The sequence below is a fragment of the Pseudoalteromonas sp. XI10 genome (genome assembly GCF_001469895.1).
In the GTDB taxonomy this organism is placed as follows: domain Bacteria; phylum Pseudomonadota; class Gammaproteobacteria; order Enterobacterales; family Alteromonadaceae; genus Pseudoalteromonas.
This window is the reverse complement of record NZ_LOPY01000040.1, coordinates 246,284-265,636: the sequence shown is the minus strand read 5'-3', so window position 1 is coordinate 265,636 and position 19,353 is coordinate 246,284. Positions and strand designations below refer to the sequence as shown.

Annotated in this window: 13 protein-coding genes and 1 pseudogene; 9 read left to right on the top strand and 5 right to left on the bottom strand. The window is 41.2% G+C overall.

Annotated features, from left to right (window positions below):
* Positions 1-218: pseudogene (locus tag AUR67_RS10920) on the bottom strand (hypothetical protein); the annotation flags it as partial.
* A gap of 297 nt (positions 219-515) precedes the next feature.
* Here AUR67_RS10920 and cysB point away from each other — a divergent pair.
* Positions 516-1,493 (top strand): HTH-type transcriptional regulator CysB, encoded by a 978-nt coding sequence (gene cysB, locus AUR67_RS10915; protein WP_054551618.1) that lies wholly within the window; start codon positions 516-518, stop codon positions 1,491-1,493.
* A gap of 55 nt (positions 1,494-1,548) precedes the next feature.
* Here the strand turns inward: cysB and AUR67_RS10910 are convergent, their stop codons facing one another.
* The 3 genes from AUR67_RS10910 to pabB form a co-directional block, all read right to left on the bottom strand.
* A complete protein-coding gene (locus tag AUR67_RS10910; protein ID WP_058585295.1) occupies positions 1,549-2,925 on the bottom strand; it encodes an L-serine ammonia-lyase in 1,377 nt (458 codons plus the stop codon).
* 101 nt (positions 2,926-3,026) lie between these two features.
* The gene (locus tag AUR67_RS10905) at positions 3,027-3,605 is read right to left on the bottom strand and encodes an NUDIX hydrolase (protein WP_058585294.1); all 579 of its coding nucleotides are present in this window, start codon (positions 3,603-3,605) and stop codon (positions 3,027-3,029) included.
* Positions 3,606-3,622: 17 nt separating this feature from the next.
* Positions 3,623-4,966 (bottom strand): aminodeoxychorismate synthase component I, encoded by a 1,344-nt coding sequence (gene pabB / locus AUR67_RS10900; protein ID WP_058585293.1) that lies wholly within the window; start codon positions 4,964-4,966, stop codon positions 3,623-3,625.
* Between the two features lie 181 nt (positions 4,967-5,147).
* Here pabB and AUR67_RS10895 point away from each other — a divergent pair, with 181 nt between their 5' ends.
* From AUR67_RS10895 to AUR67_RS10865, 7 genes are all read left to right on the top strand, one after another.
* The gene (locus tag AUR67_RS10895; RefSeq protein WP_058585292.1) at positions 5,148-6,674 is read left to right on the top strand and encodes a fumarate hydratase; all 1,527 of its coding nucleotides are present in this window, start codon (positions 5,148-5,150) and stop codon (positions 6,672-6,674) included.
* A gap of 401 nt (positions 6,675-7,075) precedes the next feature.
* Positions 7,076-8,116 carry a Leu/Phe/Val dehydrogenase gene (locus AUR67_RS10890; RefSeq protein WP_055021514.1) on the top strand — a complete coding sequence of 347 codons (1,041 nt, stop codon included), beginning with the start codon at positions 7,076-7,078 and terminating at the stop codon, positions 8,114-8,116.
* Positions 8,117-8,249: 133 nt separating this feature from the next.
* Positions 8,250-8,906 carry a CatA-like O-acetyltransferase gene (locus AUR67_RS10885; RefSeq protein WP_058585291.1) on the top strand — a complete coding sequence of 219 codons (657 nt, stop codon included), beginning with the start codon at positions 8,250-8,252 and terminating at the stop codon, positions 8,904-8,906.
* A gap of 164 nt (positions 8,907-9,070) precedes the next feature.
* A complete protein-coding gene (locus AUR67_RS10880; RefSeq protein ID WP_321166303.1) occupies positions 9,071-11,941 on the top strand; it encodes a two-component regulator propeller domain-containing protein in 2,871 nt (956 codons plus the stop codon).
* An 88-nt stretch (positions 11,942-12,029) separates the two neighbouring features.
* Positions 12,030-13,958 (top strand): hypothetical protein, encoded by a 1,929-nt coding sequence (locus AUR67_RS10875; RefSeq protein ID WP_058585289.1) that lies wholly within the window; start codon positions 12,030-12,032, stop codon positions 13,956-13,958.
* Between the two features lie 90 nt (positions 13,959-14,048).
* Positions 14,049-14,873 (top strand): M90 family metallopeptidase, encoded by an 825-nt coding sequence (locus tag AUR67_RS10870; protein WP_058585288.1) that lies wholly within the window; start codon positions 14,049-14,051, stop codon positions 14,871-14,873.
* Between the two features lie 106 nt (positions 14,874-14,979).
* Positions 14,980-18,165: an amidohydrolase family protein gene (locus tag AUR67_RS10865; RefSeq protein ID WP_058585287.1), complete on the top strand. Its 3,186-nt coding sequence runs from the start codon at positions 14,980-14,982 to the stop codon at positions 18,163-18,165.
* 51 nt (positions 18,166-18,216) lie between these two features.
* Here the strand turns inward: AUR67_RS10865 and AUR67_RS10860 are convergent, their stop codons facing one another.
* Positions 18,217-18,759 (bottom strand): TetR/AcrR family transcriptional regulator, encoded by a 543-nt coding sequence (locus AUR67_RS10860; RefSeq protein ID WP_058585286.1) that lies wholly within the window; start codon positions 18,757-18,759, stop codon positions 18,217-18,219.
* 100 nt (positions 18,760-18,859) lie between these two features.
* Here AUR67_RS10860 and AUR67_RS10855 point away from each other — a divergent pair, with 100 nt between their 5' ends.
* Positions 18,860-19,336, top strand: coding sequence for an HPP family protein (locus AUR67_RS10855; RefSeq protein WP_058585285.1), 477 nt, complete (start codon positions 18,860-18,862; stop codon positions 19,334-19,336).
* Positions 19,337-19,353 lie beyond the last annotated feature (17 nt).

The window sequence follows — 19,353 nt, the reverse complement described above, 5'->3', positions numbered from 1 at the left end:
TAAATACGGCGCTGAATAATACGCAGAATATTTTCAGACATTGGGATATTGGCACTGTTAAGCAGTACATCTTCTGCTTCTTCAATGATTTTTTTTTGTTTTGTAAGCTCTTTACGGCGCTCTGCTTCTTGTTTTTCTTTGTGTTGTTGCACAGCGCTGACCCATAATGCGATCACGATTAATGCAACAATGAGCATGATGATGATAGAAACAATCATTACTAAATCTCAGTTTTAACTATCTAATTTTTTTATCTTACCTTAAAAAGATTAGATCTGAACAGTTTTGCGGTAGTTATCTCGAATAAACTTATTACGATTACTACTTTATAACGAGTATAGCGCTAAACTAGCACCTTTATTGAATATTTTGCGAGTAAACACGGCTACCGAGCAGTAATTTAATGTGTTAGCCTTAGAAACAATCGATATAAATGTATAGCGCGATGAAATATCGCTTGGCATTGCGCTTTGCAGCCTTTATAAATAAACAATAACAACGTTTACAATGCAGCCATGAAACTACAACAACTCAGATATATAGTCGAAGTCCAAAATCATAAACTGAATGTCTCTGCGACAGCCGAAAGTTTATTTACCTCGCAACCGGGGATCTCGAAACAAGTTCGTATGCTTGAAGACGAACTGGGTGTACAGATCTTTGGCCGTAGTGGCAAACACCTTACCCATGTAACTAGTGCCGGTAACGAAATTATTAATATTTCACGAGAAATACTGTCGAAAGTTGAAGGTATTAAAGCGGTTGCCAATGAACATACCTTGCCTGATCAAGGTAAACTAAACATTGCCACCACTCATACTCAGGCGCGTTACGCATTACCGAATGTTATTCAAGGCTTTATGAAAAAGTACCCGGCAGTGTCTTTACACATGCATCAGGGTACGCCACAGCAAATTTCCGATGCGGCAGCACGCGGTGATGCTGACTTTGCCATTGCGACTGAGGCACTGCATTTATATTCTGATTTAGTTATGTTGCCGTGTTATCACTGGAATCGCAGTATTGTTGTGGCAAAGACACATCCGCTTGCGCAAAAGGCTGATAACTTAACAGTTGCCGATGTGGCTAAATATCCACTTATTACTTATGTGTTTGGTTTTACTGGTCGTTCTGAGTTAGATAAAGCTTTCAATGCACATGGACTTGAGCCGCATATTGTCTTTACTGCAACAGATGCTGATGTAATTAAAACCTATGTTCGTTTAGGGTTAGGTGTAGGTGTTGTTGCCTCTATGGCGATTGATCAAATAACAGATACTGATTTAGTGTGTATTGATGCAAGCCACTTATTTGAAGCGAGCACCACCAAAATTGGTTTTAGAAAAGGCAGCTTTTTACGCAGCTACATGTATGATTTTATTGAGCGTTTTGCACCGCACTTAACGAAAGAACTGGTTGAGCGAGCAAGCTTATTACGTAATCAAGAAGATGTTGATAAGCTCTTCGAAAACATTGAATTACCAGTAAAATAGAGATAAAAAAGCCGCTTTAAAGCGGCTTTTTATTATGCTGAAAACGTGCTGTAAATTAACACTCGATGATATTAACCGCTAAGCCACCGCGAGCGGTTTCTTTGTATTTCGTTTTCATATCATTACCTGTGTCGAGCATGGTTTTAATTACCTTATCAAGGGTCACTTTTTGCTCGCCAGAACCACGCATTGCAAGGCGTGACGCATTGATTGCTTTAATTGAGCCCATCGCATTACGCTCAATACACGGTACTTGTACAAGGCCGCCAACAGGGTCACAGGTTAGGCCTAGGTTGTGCTCCATGCCGATTTCAGCGGCGTTTTCAACCTGTACAACATTACCACCCATGATTTCAGTTAGTGCAGCCGCTGCCATTGAGCAAGCAACACCCACTTCACCTTGACAACCTACTTCAGCACCCGAAATTGACGCATTCTTTTTATATAAAATACCAATAGCTGCCGCCGTTAATAAATAACGTGTTGCGATATCACGGTCTACTTCTTTAATGAAAGTGTGATAATACATTAATACCGCTGGCAAAATACCTGCAGCACCATTGGTTGGTGCAGTAACAACACGGCCGCCGGCAGCGTTCTCTTCGTTTACTGCAAGGGCAAATAAATCAACCCAATCCATAGCACGTAATGGGTCGTTGTTTACCTCAATATTTAACTTAAGGTGTAAACTAGGGGCGCGACGTTTTACTTTTAATCCGCCTGGTAAGATACCTTCTGTACGCATACCACGTTCAATACAGGCCTTCATTACTTGCCAAATATTAAACAGCTCATCTTTGATGTCTTTTTCGCTGCGCAGGGTTTTTTCGTTGTGCATCATCAGTGTTGATACACTGAACCCTGACTCACGGCACAGTTCTAATAACTCTTTTGCCGTGTTAAACGGATAAGGTGCTGGGTTTTCTTCGCGGATTTCGAGTGCTTTTTGTTTTTCGTTCTCGAACTCATCATCACTGACGATAAAGCCGCCACCGATTGAGTAATACACTTTACTGAATAACTTTTCGCCATTTTGGCTGGCAATGATCTCCATTGCATTCGAGTGTTTTGGTAATGTCTTACGACGATGAAATACAATCGCACCTTGCTTAGGGAAATTGGCTTTATGGCTTTGGTTTAAATAAATAACCTGTTCTTTTTCGATTTTTGCGAGGATATCGTCGACTAAATCAGCATCAATGGTTTCTGGATCATAACCGGCAAGGCCTAAGATCACAGCTTTACCAGAGCCGTGGCCAATACCTGTTTGGCCGAGTGAGCCAAATAGCTCAACTTTAATATCGGTGACGTTTGCAAGTAAGTTTTTTTCTTCTAGTTCGTTTACAAATAAACGCGAAGCGCGCATTGGGCCAACAGTGTGAGATGACGATGGGCCAATACCAATACTAAACATATCGAATGCACTGATCATAATTTGCTACTCATTTTTCTATTAACGGCATACTACCTGCCTTTGAACGGTGCCACATGATAACGTTTAAACGTGCCTGTGTAACCCTAAAAGCAGGATAATTAAACTGGTAGGGCGAGCTGTTTTATAAAGTTATTAATTATACTCGCTGTTGCTCCCCAAAGCAGTCCATGGGGGGTCATCAAACCTTGCAAAGTAATGGTTTTACCATTTCTCTGAAAGGGGAGGGGTTGCCAATTTTGTTGATTACTTAAGTAAGATAAGGGCAGTAAAAAGCTGGCAGCAACTTCGTTGGGATCAGCTTGCCATGTTGTGCCTTCGCTAAGCACACACACAAAAGGCTCAATAGTGAAACCGGTTAGGGTTGCGTACTGGTGCAATGTACCATGGACAGTCACTTGGTGTGTCGCAATGTTAAGCTCTTCATTGAGCTCTCGAAGAGCGGTGTGCAGCAAAGTGTCATCTTGCTCTTCATACTTACCACCCGGTAAGCAAATCTCCCCCGGGTGATGAAGTAAATAACTAGGTCGCTTGCACAATAACAAATGCGCTTCGTCGTTAATATCAAGCAGAGGTAACATTACAGCACTGGCACGCTTTTCGGCATTAAAGCGAATGGTTGCTGGGCGCTCTGTGGTTTGGCTTAAACTAAAACGGGCAATTATTTGCTGGCTATTCAAGGTAGTTACTTCAACTTTTACTTTAATAAAGGCAGTATTTTATTTACTTTATCGTAAGTTTCTTGGTACTCCAAGTCGACCTTTGAATCAGCCACAATGCCACCGCCAGCCCAGCAATAGATTGCACCTTTATGGCACACTAAAGTACGAATTGTGATACTGGTATCCATGTTTCCACAGGCACTTAAATAGCCAATTGAGCCGCAGTAAACACTACGGCGATGCGGCTCGAGCTCTTCTATGATTTCCATAGCGCGAATTTTCGGCGCTCCGGTAATTGAACCACCCGGGAAAGCAGCATGAATTTGGTCAACGGCATCTTTGCCATCTGCTAACTCTGCGCGCACAGTACTTACTAAATGATGCACAGCCGGAAAGCTTTCAATGGCAAATAACGAGGGGACGGTGACACTACCTGGGCGAGCTACTTTGCCTAAATCGTTGCGCAGCAAATCAACAATCATGACATTTTCTGCGCGGTCTTTTTCTGATTGTTGTAAGCGAGTTGCTTGCACTTGGTCTTTTTCAGAGTCAGCCAAACGAGGGAGCGTCCCTTTAATTGGCTTGGTTTCTATTTGGCCCTGATTAATCGAAATAAAACGCTCTGGTGAGATAGATAAAATAGCGCCATCAGGGTGATTTATATAGCTTGAAAATGGTGCTTTATTGGCTTCTCGAAGTTGTTTATACGCTTGCCATGTTGAACCTGAAAATTCAGCTTTAAAACGCTGTGCAAGGTTGATCTGGTAGCAGTCACCACTTTTTAAATAAGCTTGAATTTTCTCGAACTTTTCACTGTAGCTGGCTTTACTCATGTTTGACTGCCAGTCGCTTTGTAGCGCGAACTCTGCACTTGCTGGTGTTTCGTTTAGGTGCTGCTGATATACCGCTAAGCGATTATGATTTGGCTGACAGACGTAAAACCAGCTTTGCTGTTGCTTGTCATAAATAAGAGCATCTGGATAAAGGCCTACAGCCATTTGCGGCATGTTAATGTCGTTTTCGGCAGTACTTGGCATGCTTTCAATCACACGACCTAAGTCATAACCAAAATAGCCAAGCCAACCACCTGTAAAAGGGAGCTTATTAGGGTTAGCTGTGTGATTAAATTCCTGAAGGCTTTCTTTCATCAAGCTAAAACAATCACTTGATTGTGCTTTGTCGTCGACAAAGCATGTATTTTCGCGCACTTCTAATTGCTTTAATGGTGCAATGGCAATGATATCGAAGCGGCTATTTACATGTTCGCTATTGGCTGAATCGAGCAACACAGCATAGGGCAAATGAGCAAAATGACTAAATAGCGCGATGCAATCACCGCTTAAATCTAATTTAATGCACAAATTTTCATCGTTTATCATCTACATTGCCCTGAATAACTAGCCCGAAACGGGCGAGGAGGGTATCATAAGTTAAATTTGATTGGCAGCGTTATGATTTCCTTTATAGTGATGCCATGACTAACCCGTAGAGTAAATCTTCGTCACCGGTTTACTCAGGATCACGTACAGTGCTACGCGATAAAAACTTAAGGAACCCGTAATGAGTACAATTCGTCAGCAAGACTTCATTGATAGCATTGAAGATGCATTGCAATACATTTCTTTTTATCACCCTCTCGATTTCGTACAAGCCTTAGAAAAAGCTTACAACAAAGAGCAAAGCAAAGCGGCAAAAGATGCCATTGCGCAAATTTTAATTAACTCTCGTATGTCTGCTGAAGGTAAACGTCCACTGTGCCAAGATACAGGTATCATTACTTGTTTCGTAAAAGTAGGTATGGATGTTAAGTGGGATAAAACAGACATGACTGTTCAGCAAATGGTTGATGAAGGTACACGTCGCGCATACTTAAACCCAGATAACCCGTTACGTGCATCAATTGTTGCAGACCCAGCTGGTACGCGTAAAAACACCAAAGACAATACTCCATCAGTTGTTCATATCGACTTAGTGCCTGGCGCCGAAGTAGAAGTAATGGTGGCTGCGAAGGGCGGCGGCTCAGAAAATAAAACGAAAATGGTTATGCTTAACCCATCTGATGATGTGGCTGCATGGGTTGAAAAAACATTACCAACGATGGGTGCGGGCTGGTGTCCACCTGGCATGCTAGGTATAGGTATTGGTGGTACTGCAGAAAAAGCTGCGGTACTTGCTAAAGAGTCATTAATGGATCCGGTTGATATTCACGAGCTGATTGAGCGTGGCGCAGAAACAACTGAAGAAAAAATGCGTATCGATATCTTCGAGCGTGCTAATAAATTAGGTATTGGTGCACAAGGCCTAGGTGGTTTAACAACCGTAGTTGATGTGAAAGTTAAAACGGCACCGACTCACGCTGCATCAAAACCAGTGGTTATGATCCCGAACTGTGCGGCAACTCGTCACGTTCACTTCACATTAGATGGTTCAGGCCCAGCTGATCTTAAAGCGCCTAAACTTGAAGATTGGCCAGAAGTTACATTTGAAGTAGGTGAAGGTACACGTCGTGTTGATTTAAACACACTGACTAAAGAAGACACGCAAGAATGGAAGATGGGTGAAACGGTTCTTCTGTCTGGTACTATCTTAACGGGTCGTGATGCAGCACATAAACGTTTACAAGATATGATCCAATCAGGTGAAGGTTTACCTGAAGGTGTTGATTTTGATAACAAGTTTATCTACTACGTTGGCCCTGTAGATGCAGTGGGTGATGAAGCGGTAGGTCCTGCTGGCCCGACAACTGCAACACGTATGGATAAATTCACTGATATGATGTTAGAAAAAACGGGCATCATCGGTATGATTGGTAAAGCAGAGCGTGGTCCTGCAACAGTTGAATCAATCAAAAACAATAAATCTATCTACTTAATGGCAGTAGGTGGTGCAGCTTACCTTGTATCTAAAGCAATCAAGAAAGCACGTGTTGTTGCGTTTGAAGATTTAGGTATGGAAGCAATCTACGAGTTTGAAGTAGAAGATATGCCAGTAACGGTTGCTGTTGATAGTGAAGGCGCCAATGCGCATACGGAAGGCCCTGCTATTTGGAAAGCAAAAATCGAAGAACTTGATGGCAAATTAAAGTAACCATCTTGCAACTCTCTTGAAAAAACGGCGCACCTGCGCCGTTTTTTTTCAGCTCTGACCAGTCTCAGCTATTTTTCTAACATCTCTTTAAAAGCTGATTTTACTTGGCTTTATCGGCACATTTTTCTTGTCACTTTTTCTTTACGCTATACTTTACCTTTACGTTCACGTAATAAAGTTTGTAATGTTAATATTTTGTTTTGAATTAACAATGCTTAATGCGTACATTGATTGGTATATTTTTTCCATAAAGTGTTAGTTTTTGAGTTGTTATTTCGGCTTGAGAACTTTGCTTAGTTTTATCATCTCATTTAGTGGCAAGGGAGCAAACGAAGTGATAAAGTCTCGGCACTTTCAGCGCTCACACCCCTTAGGGTAAGAAAATTTCGGAGTATTTAACTGTGGCTGTATTTAATAAAGTCGACTTTGATAACCACGAGCAAGTGGTGTTTTGTTCAGATAAAGAATCAGGCCTAAAAGCTATTATCGCGGTTCACAATACCAAGTTAGGTCCAGCGGTTGGTGGTTGCAGAATGTGGGACTACACAACTGATGAAGATGCTGTTACTGATGCACTTCGTTTATCAAAAGGTATGACCTACAAAAATGCTGTGGCACGTTTACCATTTGGTGGCGGTAAGTCAGTGATCATCGGTAATGCTAAAGAAATTAAATCAGAGCAACTTTTCCGTGCATTTGGTCGTCAGTTAGAGCGTTTAAGCGGTAGCTACTATTCAGCTGAAGATGTAAACATCACTTGTGATGATGTGGCTATCATGAATAAAGAAACTAACTATGTATTAGGCCTTGAAGGTAAAAGCGGTAACCCTTCACCGTTCACAGCATATGGTACATTCTTAGGTATTAAAGCCGCTTTACAACATCAACGAGGTCATCAAGATCTTGCTGGTATCAAAGTAGCCGTGCAAGGTTTAGGTGCAGTAGCATATGGCCTTTGTAAACACCTACATGAAGCGGGCGCAACATTATTTGTAACAGATATCAACGAACAAGCTGTTGAGCGTGTTGTAAATGACTTCAATGCAACGGCTGTGGGTATTGATGAAATCTACGACTTAGATGTTGATGTGTATGCACCATGTGCACTTGGCGCAACGGTAAATGACACGACTATCCCGCGTTTAAAAGCAACAATTATTGCAGGTTGTGCGAATAACCAATTAGCAGAGTCTCGTCACGGTGAGATCATCCGCGAAAAAGGTATCTTATACGCACCAGATTACGTAATTAACGCAGGTGGTATTATCAACGTTTATTACGAAACTGCACCAGAAGGTTATAGTGCAGAAGCATCAACGAAACACGTTGAAGGCATTTTTGATACGCTAACAGAAATCTTTGCTCGCTCTGAAAAAGAGCAGAAGTCGACGCATTTAATTGCCGATGAACTAGCATTAGAAATCATCGAAAACGGCTTATAATTTAGTAAATCGATAAATTTACAGGTAAAAAGGTGCGCAAGTCGCACCTTTTTTGTCTCTGTTATTTATCGCATCAAGGTGACGAAGTCACGCAGGCTAGGTAAACTCGGTTTTTAAATCTCGAGGGCACCTAATGAAAACTCCATCTTGTGAAATTACACCTATCGATCTAGCTACTTGGCCTCGCAAACAGCATTTCGCTTTTTTCAAAGAATTTTCTCTGCCATATTTTAACGTATGTGTTTCACTCGACATGGCGGCTCTTTACAACAAGTGCAAAGCAGAACCGTATTCCTTCTTTCACAGCTATGTATACCTAACACTTGAAGCATGTCATGACTATGCACCAATGCGTCAACGTATTATTGATTCGTTGCCGGTACAACTGTCATCGGTAAGAGGCAGTGTGGTCGAGCTTGCAGAAGATGAAACATTTCGCTTTAGTTATTTTGAAAAACAAGCGTCGATGGAAGATTTTTCAAAACACGCTATTGCTGTGGGTAAAACAAGTAAAGCAAAACCATTTTTCTCTGATGCATTTGCTGCAACAGAAGGGCAGCCTGATCTTATTCATATCTCAGTACTTCCATGGTTAAACTTTACCGGCTTCTCGCATGCTGTAAGTGAGGGGCATGGCCTTGGTATTCCTAAGTTTGTGTTTGGTCAATATGACTCACAAACTGGCAAGATGCCGCTTTCAATCGATGTGCATCATGCTTTGATGGATGGCTTGCATGTGGCGCGATTTGTGAAAATACTGCAAGAAAAAATCACGAATTTTTGTAATTGATTGTTGCTAAATGTCATTAAAGTGAGTAAAAATTGCAACTAATGTAGTATTATCTGAAGTTAGGGATGACTTTGGCTTCACAGAGCTACATCACTGAATAGAACGATAATAAATATCAGGGTTTTAGTTTTATGGTGCGGGTAGTTAGTTGTATTTTTCTTTTATTGAGTTTCAGCGTTTTTGCTGATTCTGCACGCCTCTCTTTAAGTGATTATTTTACAGAGACTTGGAGCACTCGCGCCGGCCTTCCTCACAATAGCATTAATGGAGTTACACAAACCAAAGATGGTTACATTTGGATAGCGACTTGGGAAGGGCTTGCCCGTTTTAATGGTCGTGAGTTTAAACTCTTTACTCGAACAGAAATTCCTGGCTTACCTGATTCTGGATTACGCAGCCTGATCCCGATGGATAATGGTGATTTATATATTGTGGGTGCCCGTGGCGGTATTGCGCTTCGCTCACAAGGGGGGTGGCGAGCATTACCAAGTTCATCAGCCATGGTCAATCATGCGCTCGTTACTAAACAAGGTGAGCTATGGCTGGCACTTGAAGGACAAGGCATTGTCTACCGCGCTTCTGAAACTGCCTCTGAGCAAAAAATGCTTGATAAGCTTAGCGCCTATCGTCTTTTACAAGACAAAACAGGCGTGATTTGGGCTGCGACCAGTGATGGCCTTTATCAAATAAAGAATAAGCAAGTCAGTAAGGTCAGTGAAGACTCTGGGCTTCCAAATGCTTCTGTGTTTACCTTATTACTAACTGAGTCAGGTACTTTAATTGTCGGCACCGAAAAAGGCGCATGGCAAAAGCAAAATAATCAGTTTGTTGCTATCAACCCCGTCCTTAACAACGAATCAATTTCTAGCTTACTCGAAGATGCGCAGGGTGATTTGTGGTTTGGCACCATCAATAAAGGGGTGTTCAGACTCAGCAGTTCAGGCCTTGAAAACTTAGCTGCCGGTGATGGCTTACCCAACAACCGGATTTTATCTTTACTGCAAGATCGCGAAAAAAGCATTTGGGTTGGCACGAATGCCGGGTTATTCCGTTTGCGTGAAGCACCATTTACAAATTGGAGTCAAAGCCGTGGGCTTGCATCAGACTATGTGCGTACCGTGCTATCGCATTCTGATGGCAGCTTATGGGTGGGCAGTAGTAATGGCTTAAATCGTATTGAAAATGGCAGGCTCACAACCCTTACTCAAGCCTATGAAAAAGATCCATTATCCGTTTTAAGTTTAACCGAGGATAAGCAAGGTGGCGTTTGGTTAGGTACTTATACCGCCGGTTTAATGAAAGTGGTTAATGGGCAAATTTACCCAGTAAAAAACCGCAGTAATGGCCTGATCAGTAACGAAGTTCGTGCTGTGTTGTTTGATAACGCGGATAACCTATGGATTGGCACTGCCGGTGGTTTAACCAAAATAGACCCTGCTGGGCAAACTGAATTATTCACCACAGAAGATGGCTTAATTGGTGATTTTATCATGGCCCTTGTCGAGGATGATCATGGCAGGTTGTGGGTCGGCACGGGAGTGGGTGTGTCCATTTATGACCCAGCTACTAAGCAGTTTAAAACTCTCGAGTTTCCAAAGCAGTTCAGTACTGAGTATGCATTCGGCTTTTACTTAGATGGCGATAAAATGTGGCTTGCAACCGATAGAGGCTTAGTTCGTTACAATCTCAGTACAGATAAAATGAGCTTGTTTGGTCGAGACCAAGGTTTACCGGTCGATAAGCTGTTCCAAGTGATTGAGCAAGGTGATTCATTATGGTTGACCAGTAACCGAGGTGTTATTCAGGTGAACAAAGCTCAGTTAGTTGCGCTTTTAGATAACCCTGAAAAAGTTCAACCAATGAGCGTTTCGATGCAGCTTTATGATGAAGGCGATGGCATGTTAAGCGCGCAAGCAAATGGCGGTTCAAACCCTGCTGCTGTGCTTCATTCAGATGGTCAAGTATGGGTTGCTACAGCCAAAGGCGTCGCTATTGCCACACCAGAGCGCTTAAAAGAAGCCAGTAAACGACGATTATCGACGGTTATTGAAAGCTTTGAAGTCGATGGCAAACCCATGACTTTACCAGTTGGCAATGAGGTGTTGAGCTTACCTGCTGGTGTTTCTCGTGTTTCGTTTAACTACGCTGGGCTAAGTTTTATCATGCCTGGGCGGTTAAATTACCAAACTCAACTAAGTGGTTACAATCAACAATGGGTAGACAGGGGGCGCTTGGCCATTACCGAGTACACCAATTTACCACCAGGTAAATATACCTTTAAAGTGCGCGCAGGTTACCCAAATAGTGACTGGCAAAATAATGAGCAAGTTCTGCGTTTTAAAATTGCTCCTTATTTTTGGCAAAAAACCAGCTTTAAGTTATTTGTCTTAGTTGCTGTGCTTTTTGCTGCTTATGCTATTTATAAATACCGCTTATATCACTATAAGCGCATCGAAATTGAGTTAACGGAAAAAGTTGAACAGCAAATGCATGATTTACAAACGCAAGCTGATGCTTTTGCTCATTTAGCGAATCATGACCAATTAACGCAATTACCGAATAGACGCGCTTTCGATATGTGGCTGTCTGAAAACTTTAATCAGTTTCAGCGTGACAATAAAACGCTTAGTATTGCCATTATGGATATTGATCACTTCAAACTCATTAATGACAATTTCTCGCACTTAATTGGTGATAAAGTGATTTGTGAAATTGCTCGTTTGCTCCGTATGAATTTCCCTGATGAAGGTTATGCGGCGCGTTGGGGCGGTGAAGAATTTACCTTGTTGTTCCCATACAAAAATGCTGAAGAAGCCGCAAGATTGTGTGAAATTATCCGTTTAGAGATAGCGGGTTACGATTTCTCAGAATTAGCAGACAGCCTTTCTGTAACGGTAAGTTTTGGTGTGGCAGACAACGCGCAAGTTGCTGATTATGACCGCTTGTTAGCACATGCCGACAATGCTTTATACAATGCGAAGAATAACGGTCGAAACCAAATTATTATTTACAATAAAGGTACATTAGTATTGTAACTTAATAATATTTTTACTTTTTAATTTAATTAAACTTCATTATAATCACGACCCCATTAAGGGAAAATAATAATTAAATGGAGTTTAGATGTTTAAAAAATCTACAATAGCATTGGCTGTTTCTACATGTTTTCTTTTAACTGGTTGCTTAGAAGTTGAAGATAACAGCAATGATGATCTTATTAGCGCGATCGAAAATCAAAATAATTCAGCACAGGAAGCTGAAACAGCAACTTTGTCGGGTTCTGTAAAAAATGTTGTTTCTGATTCACTCGTTGCGAATGCTCAAATTCAAATAAAAGTTGGTAACACTTGGTCTGAACCTGTTGCACTGGCAAATGGCTTGTTTGAACTATCTAATGTTCCAACATACTCTGACTATACTTTACTTATTTCTAGTACTGATGACTCTTTCCAAGAGCGCGCATTTTATGGGTCTACTGGACTTGGTATAAGCCAATTAGGTACTTTACTAGTTACTAGTACAGAAACGATAGAGTTTGCAGCTTTATTAGATGCTGAGAATACACCGATTAAAGACTTACAGTTTAGCTACTCTACATCTTCGGGGGTTAATGACTCAACATGGCAATCTAGGAACGAGCATTTTATAAGTGCCAGTTACAACAACGAAACTAATCTTTATTCAATCGAGAAGCCAATTGGCTGGGATTACCCAATTACAGTTGATATGGATGTAGACAATGATAATGTAAATGAATATAAATTTACATTAGGTTATCACTATGATGGCACTATCCTGTTTAGCGAGCTTAATGATAGCTCAACTATTTTGTTTGATACTGCAGATGATGTAATTGAATATCAACTTCGCGTTAAAGTAATTAATGATTTAGGCCAGATATTCAAAGACATTGAGTTAGTGGCTTCGAGTAATGATTTCGAGGCAACCCCTTTAACTTTTGATGAAAGTACCAATGAGTACGTTTATGACTTTATTGGCAGCTCCTCACTGAATGTAATGTTATCTGCATTTATTGATGAAAATGAGCAAAGTTATTTATCAGACTCTTTCGTTGTGGCTGAAGATGGCGATAATATTACTGTCGGGGGGTTATACAATCAGGGCAACTTTAGTGTTGAAAACAATGTTGTATCAGTAGTCTTTAAACCCGAAAAGGGGACGGAGACAACACAAGTTGACTTAATCAGTAATACTTATAATCAAGAAACGAACGGCTACTATCTATTCTTCACAAAGCCAGTTGAATTAACAGATGAAAGTATCACATTGACTAAGAATGAGACACTTTCAGTTATACCTGGTAATGAATCAGATGCTGATTCTGTTCCAGAGGGTAGTACTTTCTTTAAGTTCATTGATAAGGGATTTGAGACAACGTCAAAAATGTCACTCAACGACACGTTTGTTGAAGTATTACCTAATCAAACTTTGGATATTGGTAGTTATTCATACACTTTAAGCTCAGTTATAGATAAAGAAACCCAATTACCTTCACGTAATTCATTAAGGACAAGTTTTCTTGTAAGTGATAAAACAGAGTTTTCTATTTCTGATATTAGAATTGATAACAATAATGGCCTGAAAAGTGGAGAGCTTATTCACTTAAAAAATACTGCGGGCGAAAGTGCTAGCTTTTCAAGCAAAAGTAATGAAGCAATGTTGTATTTACCATCTTCTATCGTATCGCTTTCAGACTTATCTATAACAGTGACAGGATATACTAATAATGGCAATAAATACCCTTATTACCAAGAGTATAACATTGTTTCTGAAGAACAATTTTATGGTGGTGACTTAGTTCACTTAGCTTCAACAGCAATAAATGAAACAGTATATGGTGATACAAATAATGTGATTCTTCATACCTCTTTACCTGATAGTATGATGTATAGACGCAGCATAGGTTGGAATATATCTCGACTTAACGATAACCAATCGAATAGCGTGAATGCCGTTAGCTTAGAATATGAATATAAAGTTAAAGGCAGTAAAGACGTTATAACAGGAACTGCCACATTACCTGTTTTATAATTTTTTAATTAAATAAAAATGTGTGTAAACAATTGATCTTTTTTTGTTTGCACACATTAAAGTATCAAGATTGTTTTTTAGGCGATAGTAATGCTTAACCTGGTTTTGATACTTTTTTTAATAATTTTTGTTGTGTGTTACTGGCGCTGGGACGATATCCGTAATCACTTTTGGCAGAAAAAATACCTTAATAACTCCCTCAATGATCAGCAAAAAAATCTGCTGTTAAAATATATGCCTATCTACCGAAAGATGACGGATGCCGATCGTGAAAAGCTGGAGCGTCACATCGTTTGGTTTTTAAATGAAAAACGCTTTATTGGTTGTGATGGTCTTAAGCTTAATGATGCAATGAAGCTGATTGTAGCGGCAGATGCCTGTATTTTAGTGCTTAATAAACCGTGGCCATTGTATCGTAATGTAAAAGAGATCCTTTTATACCCAAGCGCGTATTATGCCCCGCAAACTTCCCGTGATAATGCAGGGCTTGTTAGTTATCACAATACCGTGCGTCAAGGTGAATCATGGCCGGGCGGAACCTTGGTATTGAGTTGGCATGATGTCCTTGAGGGGAACCGCTTACCAAGTGATGGTCATAATTTAGTATTTCATGAATTTGCCCATCAGCTCGACCAAGAAACCGGTAAAACCACGGGTACACCACTGCTTTCGAGTAACGAAGATTACCAAAAGTGGGCAAAAGTATTTAGCCGCGCGTTTAATCAACTCAAAACCCATTTAGCTTATGGCATGCCGCATGTTATTCATAGCTATGGCGCGACCAATGAGGCAGAGTTTTTTGCTGTTATCACCGAAACCTTCTTAGAAAAACCCGCTGAGCTAAGACAATTTGACCCAGAAATTTATCATTTACTGGTTGGCTTTTATCAGTTTGATCCGATTGCGTGGCATTAGTCGACTATTTACGTCTGTTTAACACGAATCACTGGAATCTTGCTATGCTATTTGGTGCAATCTTAAAAGTGTGCATATAAGCAAAACAATAAAAAGTGAGATTTCAATGAAGAAAATGCTTCATACAGCGCTCGCTGTATCTATTTCACTTGCTCTAACAGGGCAAGTGGCGGCAGCTGAGCAATCAAATGACGACAAATGGCAGGTGGACGCACCAAAAGGCCAATTCCTAGACGCTAAAATTAGTGTTGAGCAGGGCACGTGGATGAACGTAGATATTAGCCCTGATGGTAAAACAGTGGTGTTTGACCTACTCGGCGATATTTATACCATGCCAATGTCAGGTGGCACAGCAACGCAATTAACCAGTGATATTGCATGGCAAATGCAACCACGCTTTAGCCCTGATGGTAAGCATATTGCGTTTACTTCAGACCAAGGAGGTGGCGATAACATTTGGGTTATGGATTTAAACGGTGAAAACCAAAAAGCCGTAACGAACGAAACATTTCGTTTGTTAAACAGCCCAGCTTGGAGCCCAGATGGTGACTACTTAGTTGCGCGTAAGCACTTTACTGCAAGCCGCTCTTTAGGGGCTGGTGAAGTATGGCTTTACCACAAAGCGGGTGGCAAAGGTGTGCAGCTAACCGCACGTGAAAACGACCAAAAAGACTTAGGCGAGCCAATGTTCTCACCGGATGGTCGTTATGTTTATTTTTCTCATGATGCAACGCCGGGTAAAACATTCCATTACTCTAAAGATTCTGTAGCGGGTATTTATAAAATTAAACGCTATGACCGTGAAACCGGCGAGATTGAAACAATTATAGATGGTATGGGCGGGGCTATTCGACCAACACCTTCACCAGATGGTAAAAAGCTTGCGTATATCAAGCGCGATGATTTCCAAACAAGCTTGTACTTATATGATCTTCACACCGGTGAGCATACAAAACTGTATGGCGAGCTTGAGCGTGATATGCAAGAGACATGGGCAATTCATGGCGTATACCCAACAATTGCTTGGACGCCAGATAACGAACAACTAGTCTTTTGGGCGGGTGGTACCATTCATAAGCTAGATGTCGATGATAAGTCTGTCTCGACTATTCCATTTAAAGTTGAGACCAATAAGCAAATTCAAAAAGCGGTGCGTTTTACACAAAACATCGATAGCGATAATTTTGATGTGAAAATGCTGCGCAATGTACAAATTTCACCGGATGGTGAAACGGCTATATTTGAAGCGCTAGGTCATATTTATAAACGTGATTTAGAGTCTGGCAAAGTGAAGCGCCTGACTAAGCAAGACGACCACTTTGAATTATTCCCGCAGTTCTCTCGTGATGGTAAGAAGATTGTTTACACCACATGGGATGATAATGAACAGGGCTCAGTACGTGTTGTATCTGCGCGCAGTGGCCGTGGCGATACCATTACTAAAGAGCCGGGTAAATATGTAGAGCCAACTTTCAGCCCTGATGGCAAAACAGTTGTTTACCGTAAAGCGTCTGGCGGCAGTATCCTTAACCCGACATGGTCATTAGAGCCAGGCATTTACTCAGTAAGTGCTAAAGGCGGTAAAGCGACGCTAATCACTAAATCAGGATATCAGCCACAATTTGGTGCAGCGAATGACCGTATTTATGTGATGAGCCCTTGGCCGAAACCAACATTAAGTGTTGTTGAGCTTGAATCAAAGCAAATTCGTAAACTTTACGAATCAGAACATGCTACTGAGTTTAGAGTATCACCAGATGGCCAATACTTAGCGTTTGCAGAGCGTTTTAAAGTATTTGTTACGCCATTTGTTGAGCGTGGCAAAACCATTAATATTGGCCCGAAAGATAGCCAATTCCCAATTGAGCAGCTTTCTGTTCGCGCGGGTGAAAACATCAGCTGGAGTGGCACAAGCGATAAACTTTATTGGAGCTTAGGCCCAGAGTTATATCATGCAAGCCTAGCGGGTTTATTTGATATTAACCAAAATGCAGAGACTGACTTTAAAGTTAAAAGCGGCGACAACATCGGTTTTACAAAAACCATGGCCGAGCCTAAATCAGTATTCGCGTTAACTGGTGCGCGCATTATCACTATGAACGGTGAGCAGGTTATTGAAAACGGCGTAATTGTTACTGATGGTAAGCATATTAAAGCGGTTGGTAGTAAAGATAGTGTTGCTATTCCTAAAGACGCAGAGTTAATTGATGTAACTGGCAAGACGATTATGCCGGGTATTGTTGATGCACATGCGCACGGCTCGCAAGGCAGCGATGAGATCATTCCACAGCAAAACTGGAAGAACTTAGCGGGCTTAGCGTTAGGTGTGACGACAATTCACGATCCATCAAACGACACCACTGAGATTTTTGCTGCAAGCGAAATGCAAAAAGCAGGCATGATTGTCGGCCCTCGTATTTTCTCAACGGGTACCATTTTATATGGTGCGAATATGCCAGGTTATACATCGCATATTGACTCGTTAGAAGATGCTAAATTCCATCTTGAGCGTTTAAAGAAAGTAGGCGCGTTTAGTGTTAAATCATATAACCAACCTCGTCGTGAACAGCGCCAGCAAGTTATTGAAGCAGGTCGTGAACTTGAAATGATGGTTGTGCCAGAAGGCGGTTCATTACTGCAGCACAACTTAACTATGGTAGTTGATGGTCATACGGGTATTGAACACTCAATTCCTGTTGCCAATATTTACGATGATATTCGCCAGCTTTGGTCTCAAAGCGATGTGGGTTATACGCCGACACTCGGTGTAGCTTACGGTGGTATTTGGGGTGAAAATTATTGGTACGACAAGACAGATGTGTGGAATCACCCACGCTTAAGTAAGTTTGTACCAAAGAATCAGCTTTTACCTCGCTCAATGCGTCGTGTTAAGGCCCCCGATCATCACTATAACCACTTCAACAATGCCCGTGTTGCCAAAGAGCTGCAAGACTTAGGTGTATTAGTAAACCTTGGTGCTCACGGTCAACGTGAAGGTTTAGCGGCACATTGGGAAATTTGGATGTTTGCGCAAGGTGGTATGACACCACTTGAAGCAATTCGTGCAGCAACCTTAGATCCTGCTAAATACATTGGCCTTGATAACAACATTGGTTCTCTTGAGCCGGGTAAACTTGCCGATTTAATTGTTATTGACGGTAACCCGCTAACTAACATTCGTGATACAGATAAAATCGATTACACCATGATCAATGGTCGTCTATTTGATGCTGCAACCATGAACGAAGTGGGTGAGAAAAAACGCGAAAAGTTATATTTTGAAAAAATCTAACTTAGCGGAAATCTAAACTGAAAGCGGCCATTGTGCCGCTTTTTTATTTGCTCATTGTTTTAAATGAGGAAACTGTTTAATTCCTAATAGTTTAGCTTGGCAGATCATGCCCTCTACAAGCGTCATCAAATAGTGGCTGTGCGAGTCTAGCTGCGAACTTTCCATGTTATTACACGCTGATAAACGCTGTTTAATTAACTGCTGTACTGCCATTTTATGCTCTTTGCAGGCTTGATTTATCGGGCTTGTAGGATCAGCAAACTCAGCGGCAGTGTTAATAAATAAACAGCCATTAAAATCACCTAATTCAGTCACTTCAGAATTAAACCAAGCTTCATGGCAGCTGATCAAGGCGACTTTAAATTCTTCAACAGTAGTTAGCTTGCTGGTGGCATGCGTTAACCAATTTAAAAACCTGTTATGTCGCTCACTAAGGCAGGCTAATAATAACTCATCTTTACTTGCGAAATGATGGTACATAGTTTTTTTGGCGACACCCGCCACACTAATAATTTCGTTTATTCCCACACTATGAATGCCTTTTTGATAAAAAAGTGACAGGGCGGTCAAAATAATATGTGTTCGTTTATCCATAACAAGGCCTCATTAGATGACTAATGATAGCTTGACAGAAGTAGACCGACTTGTCTACCATTTACCGGGTAGACAACTCGGTCTATCTTTTGGAGGTTTTATGGAGAATAAAGTAAGCAAGGCGGCCATTGCGGGTATTTTTGCTTGTATGGCAATTTTTGTATTGGCCTATTTACAGCAATTAGGAAGTTATGGGGTGTGGTTGATGGCCCCATTTGGGGCAACTGCGGTGCTGGTATTTGGTGTGCCACACAGCCCTTTAGCTAAAGCGAAGAATGTTATTGGTGGGCACTTTTTAACTGCACTAATCGGCGTCGTATTTGTAAATTATGTCTCAGTAGGGCCTGTTGAAATTGCTATAGCCACAGGGTTGGCAATTAGCCTAATGATGTTGACGGACACAGTACATCCCGCTGCAGGAGCAAACCCAATTTTGATAATGCAATCTATGCAAAGCTGGGACTTTTTAGTGATGCCTGTATTGATTGGAACTGTATTTATTGTGTTGTTTGGCTATTTTAGCCAATGGATTATAACTAGCCAAATGAACAGCCATAAAAAAACCGCTAACGAGTAGCGGTTTTTAAAATTGCT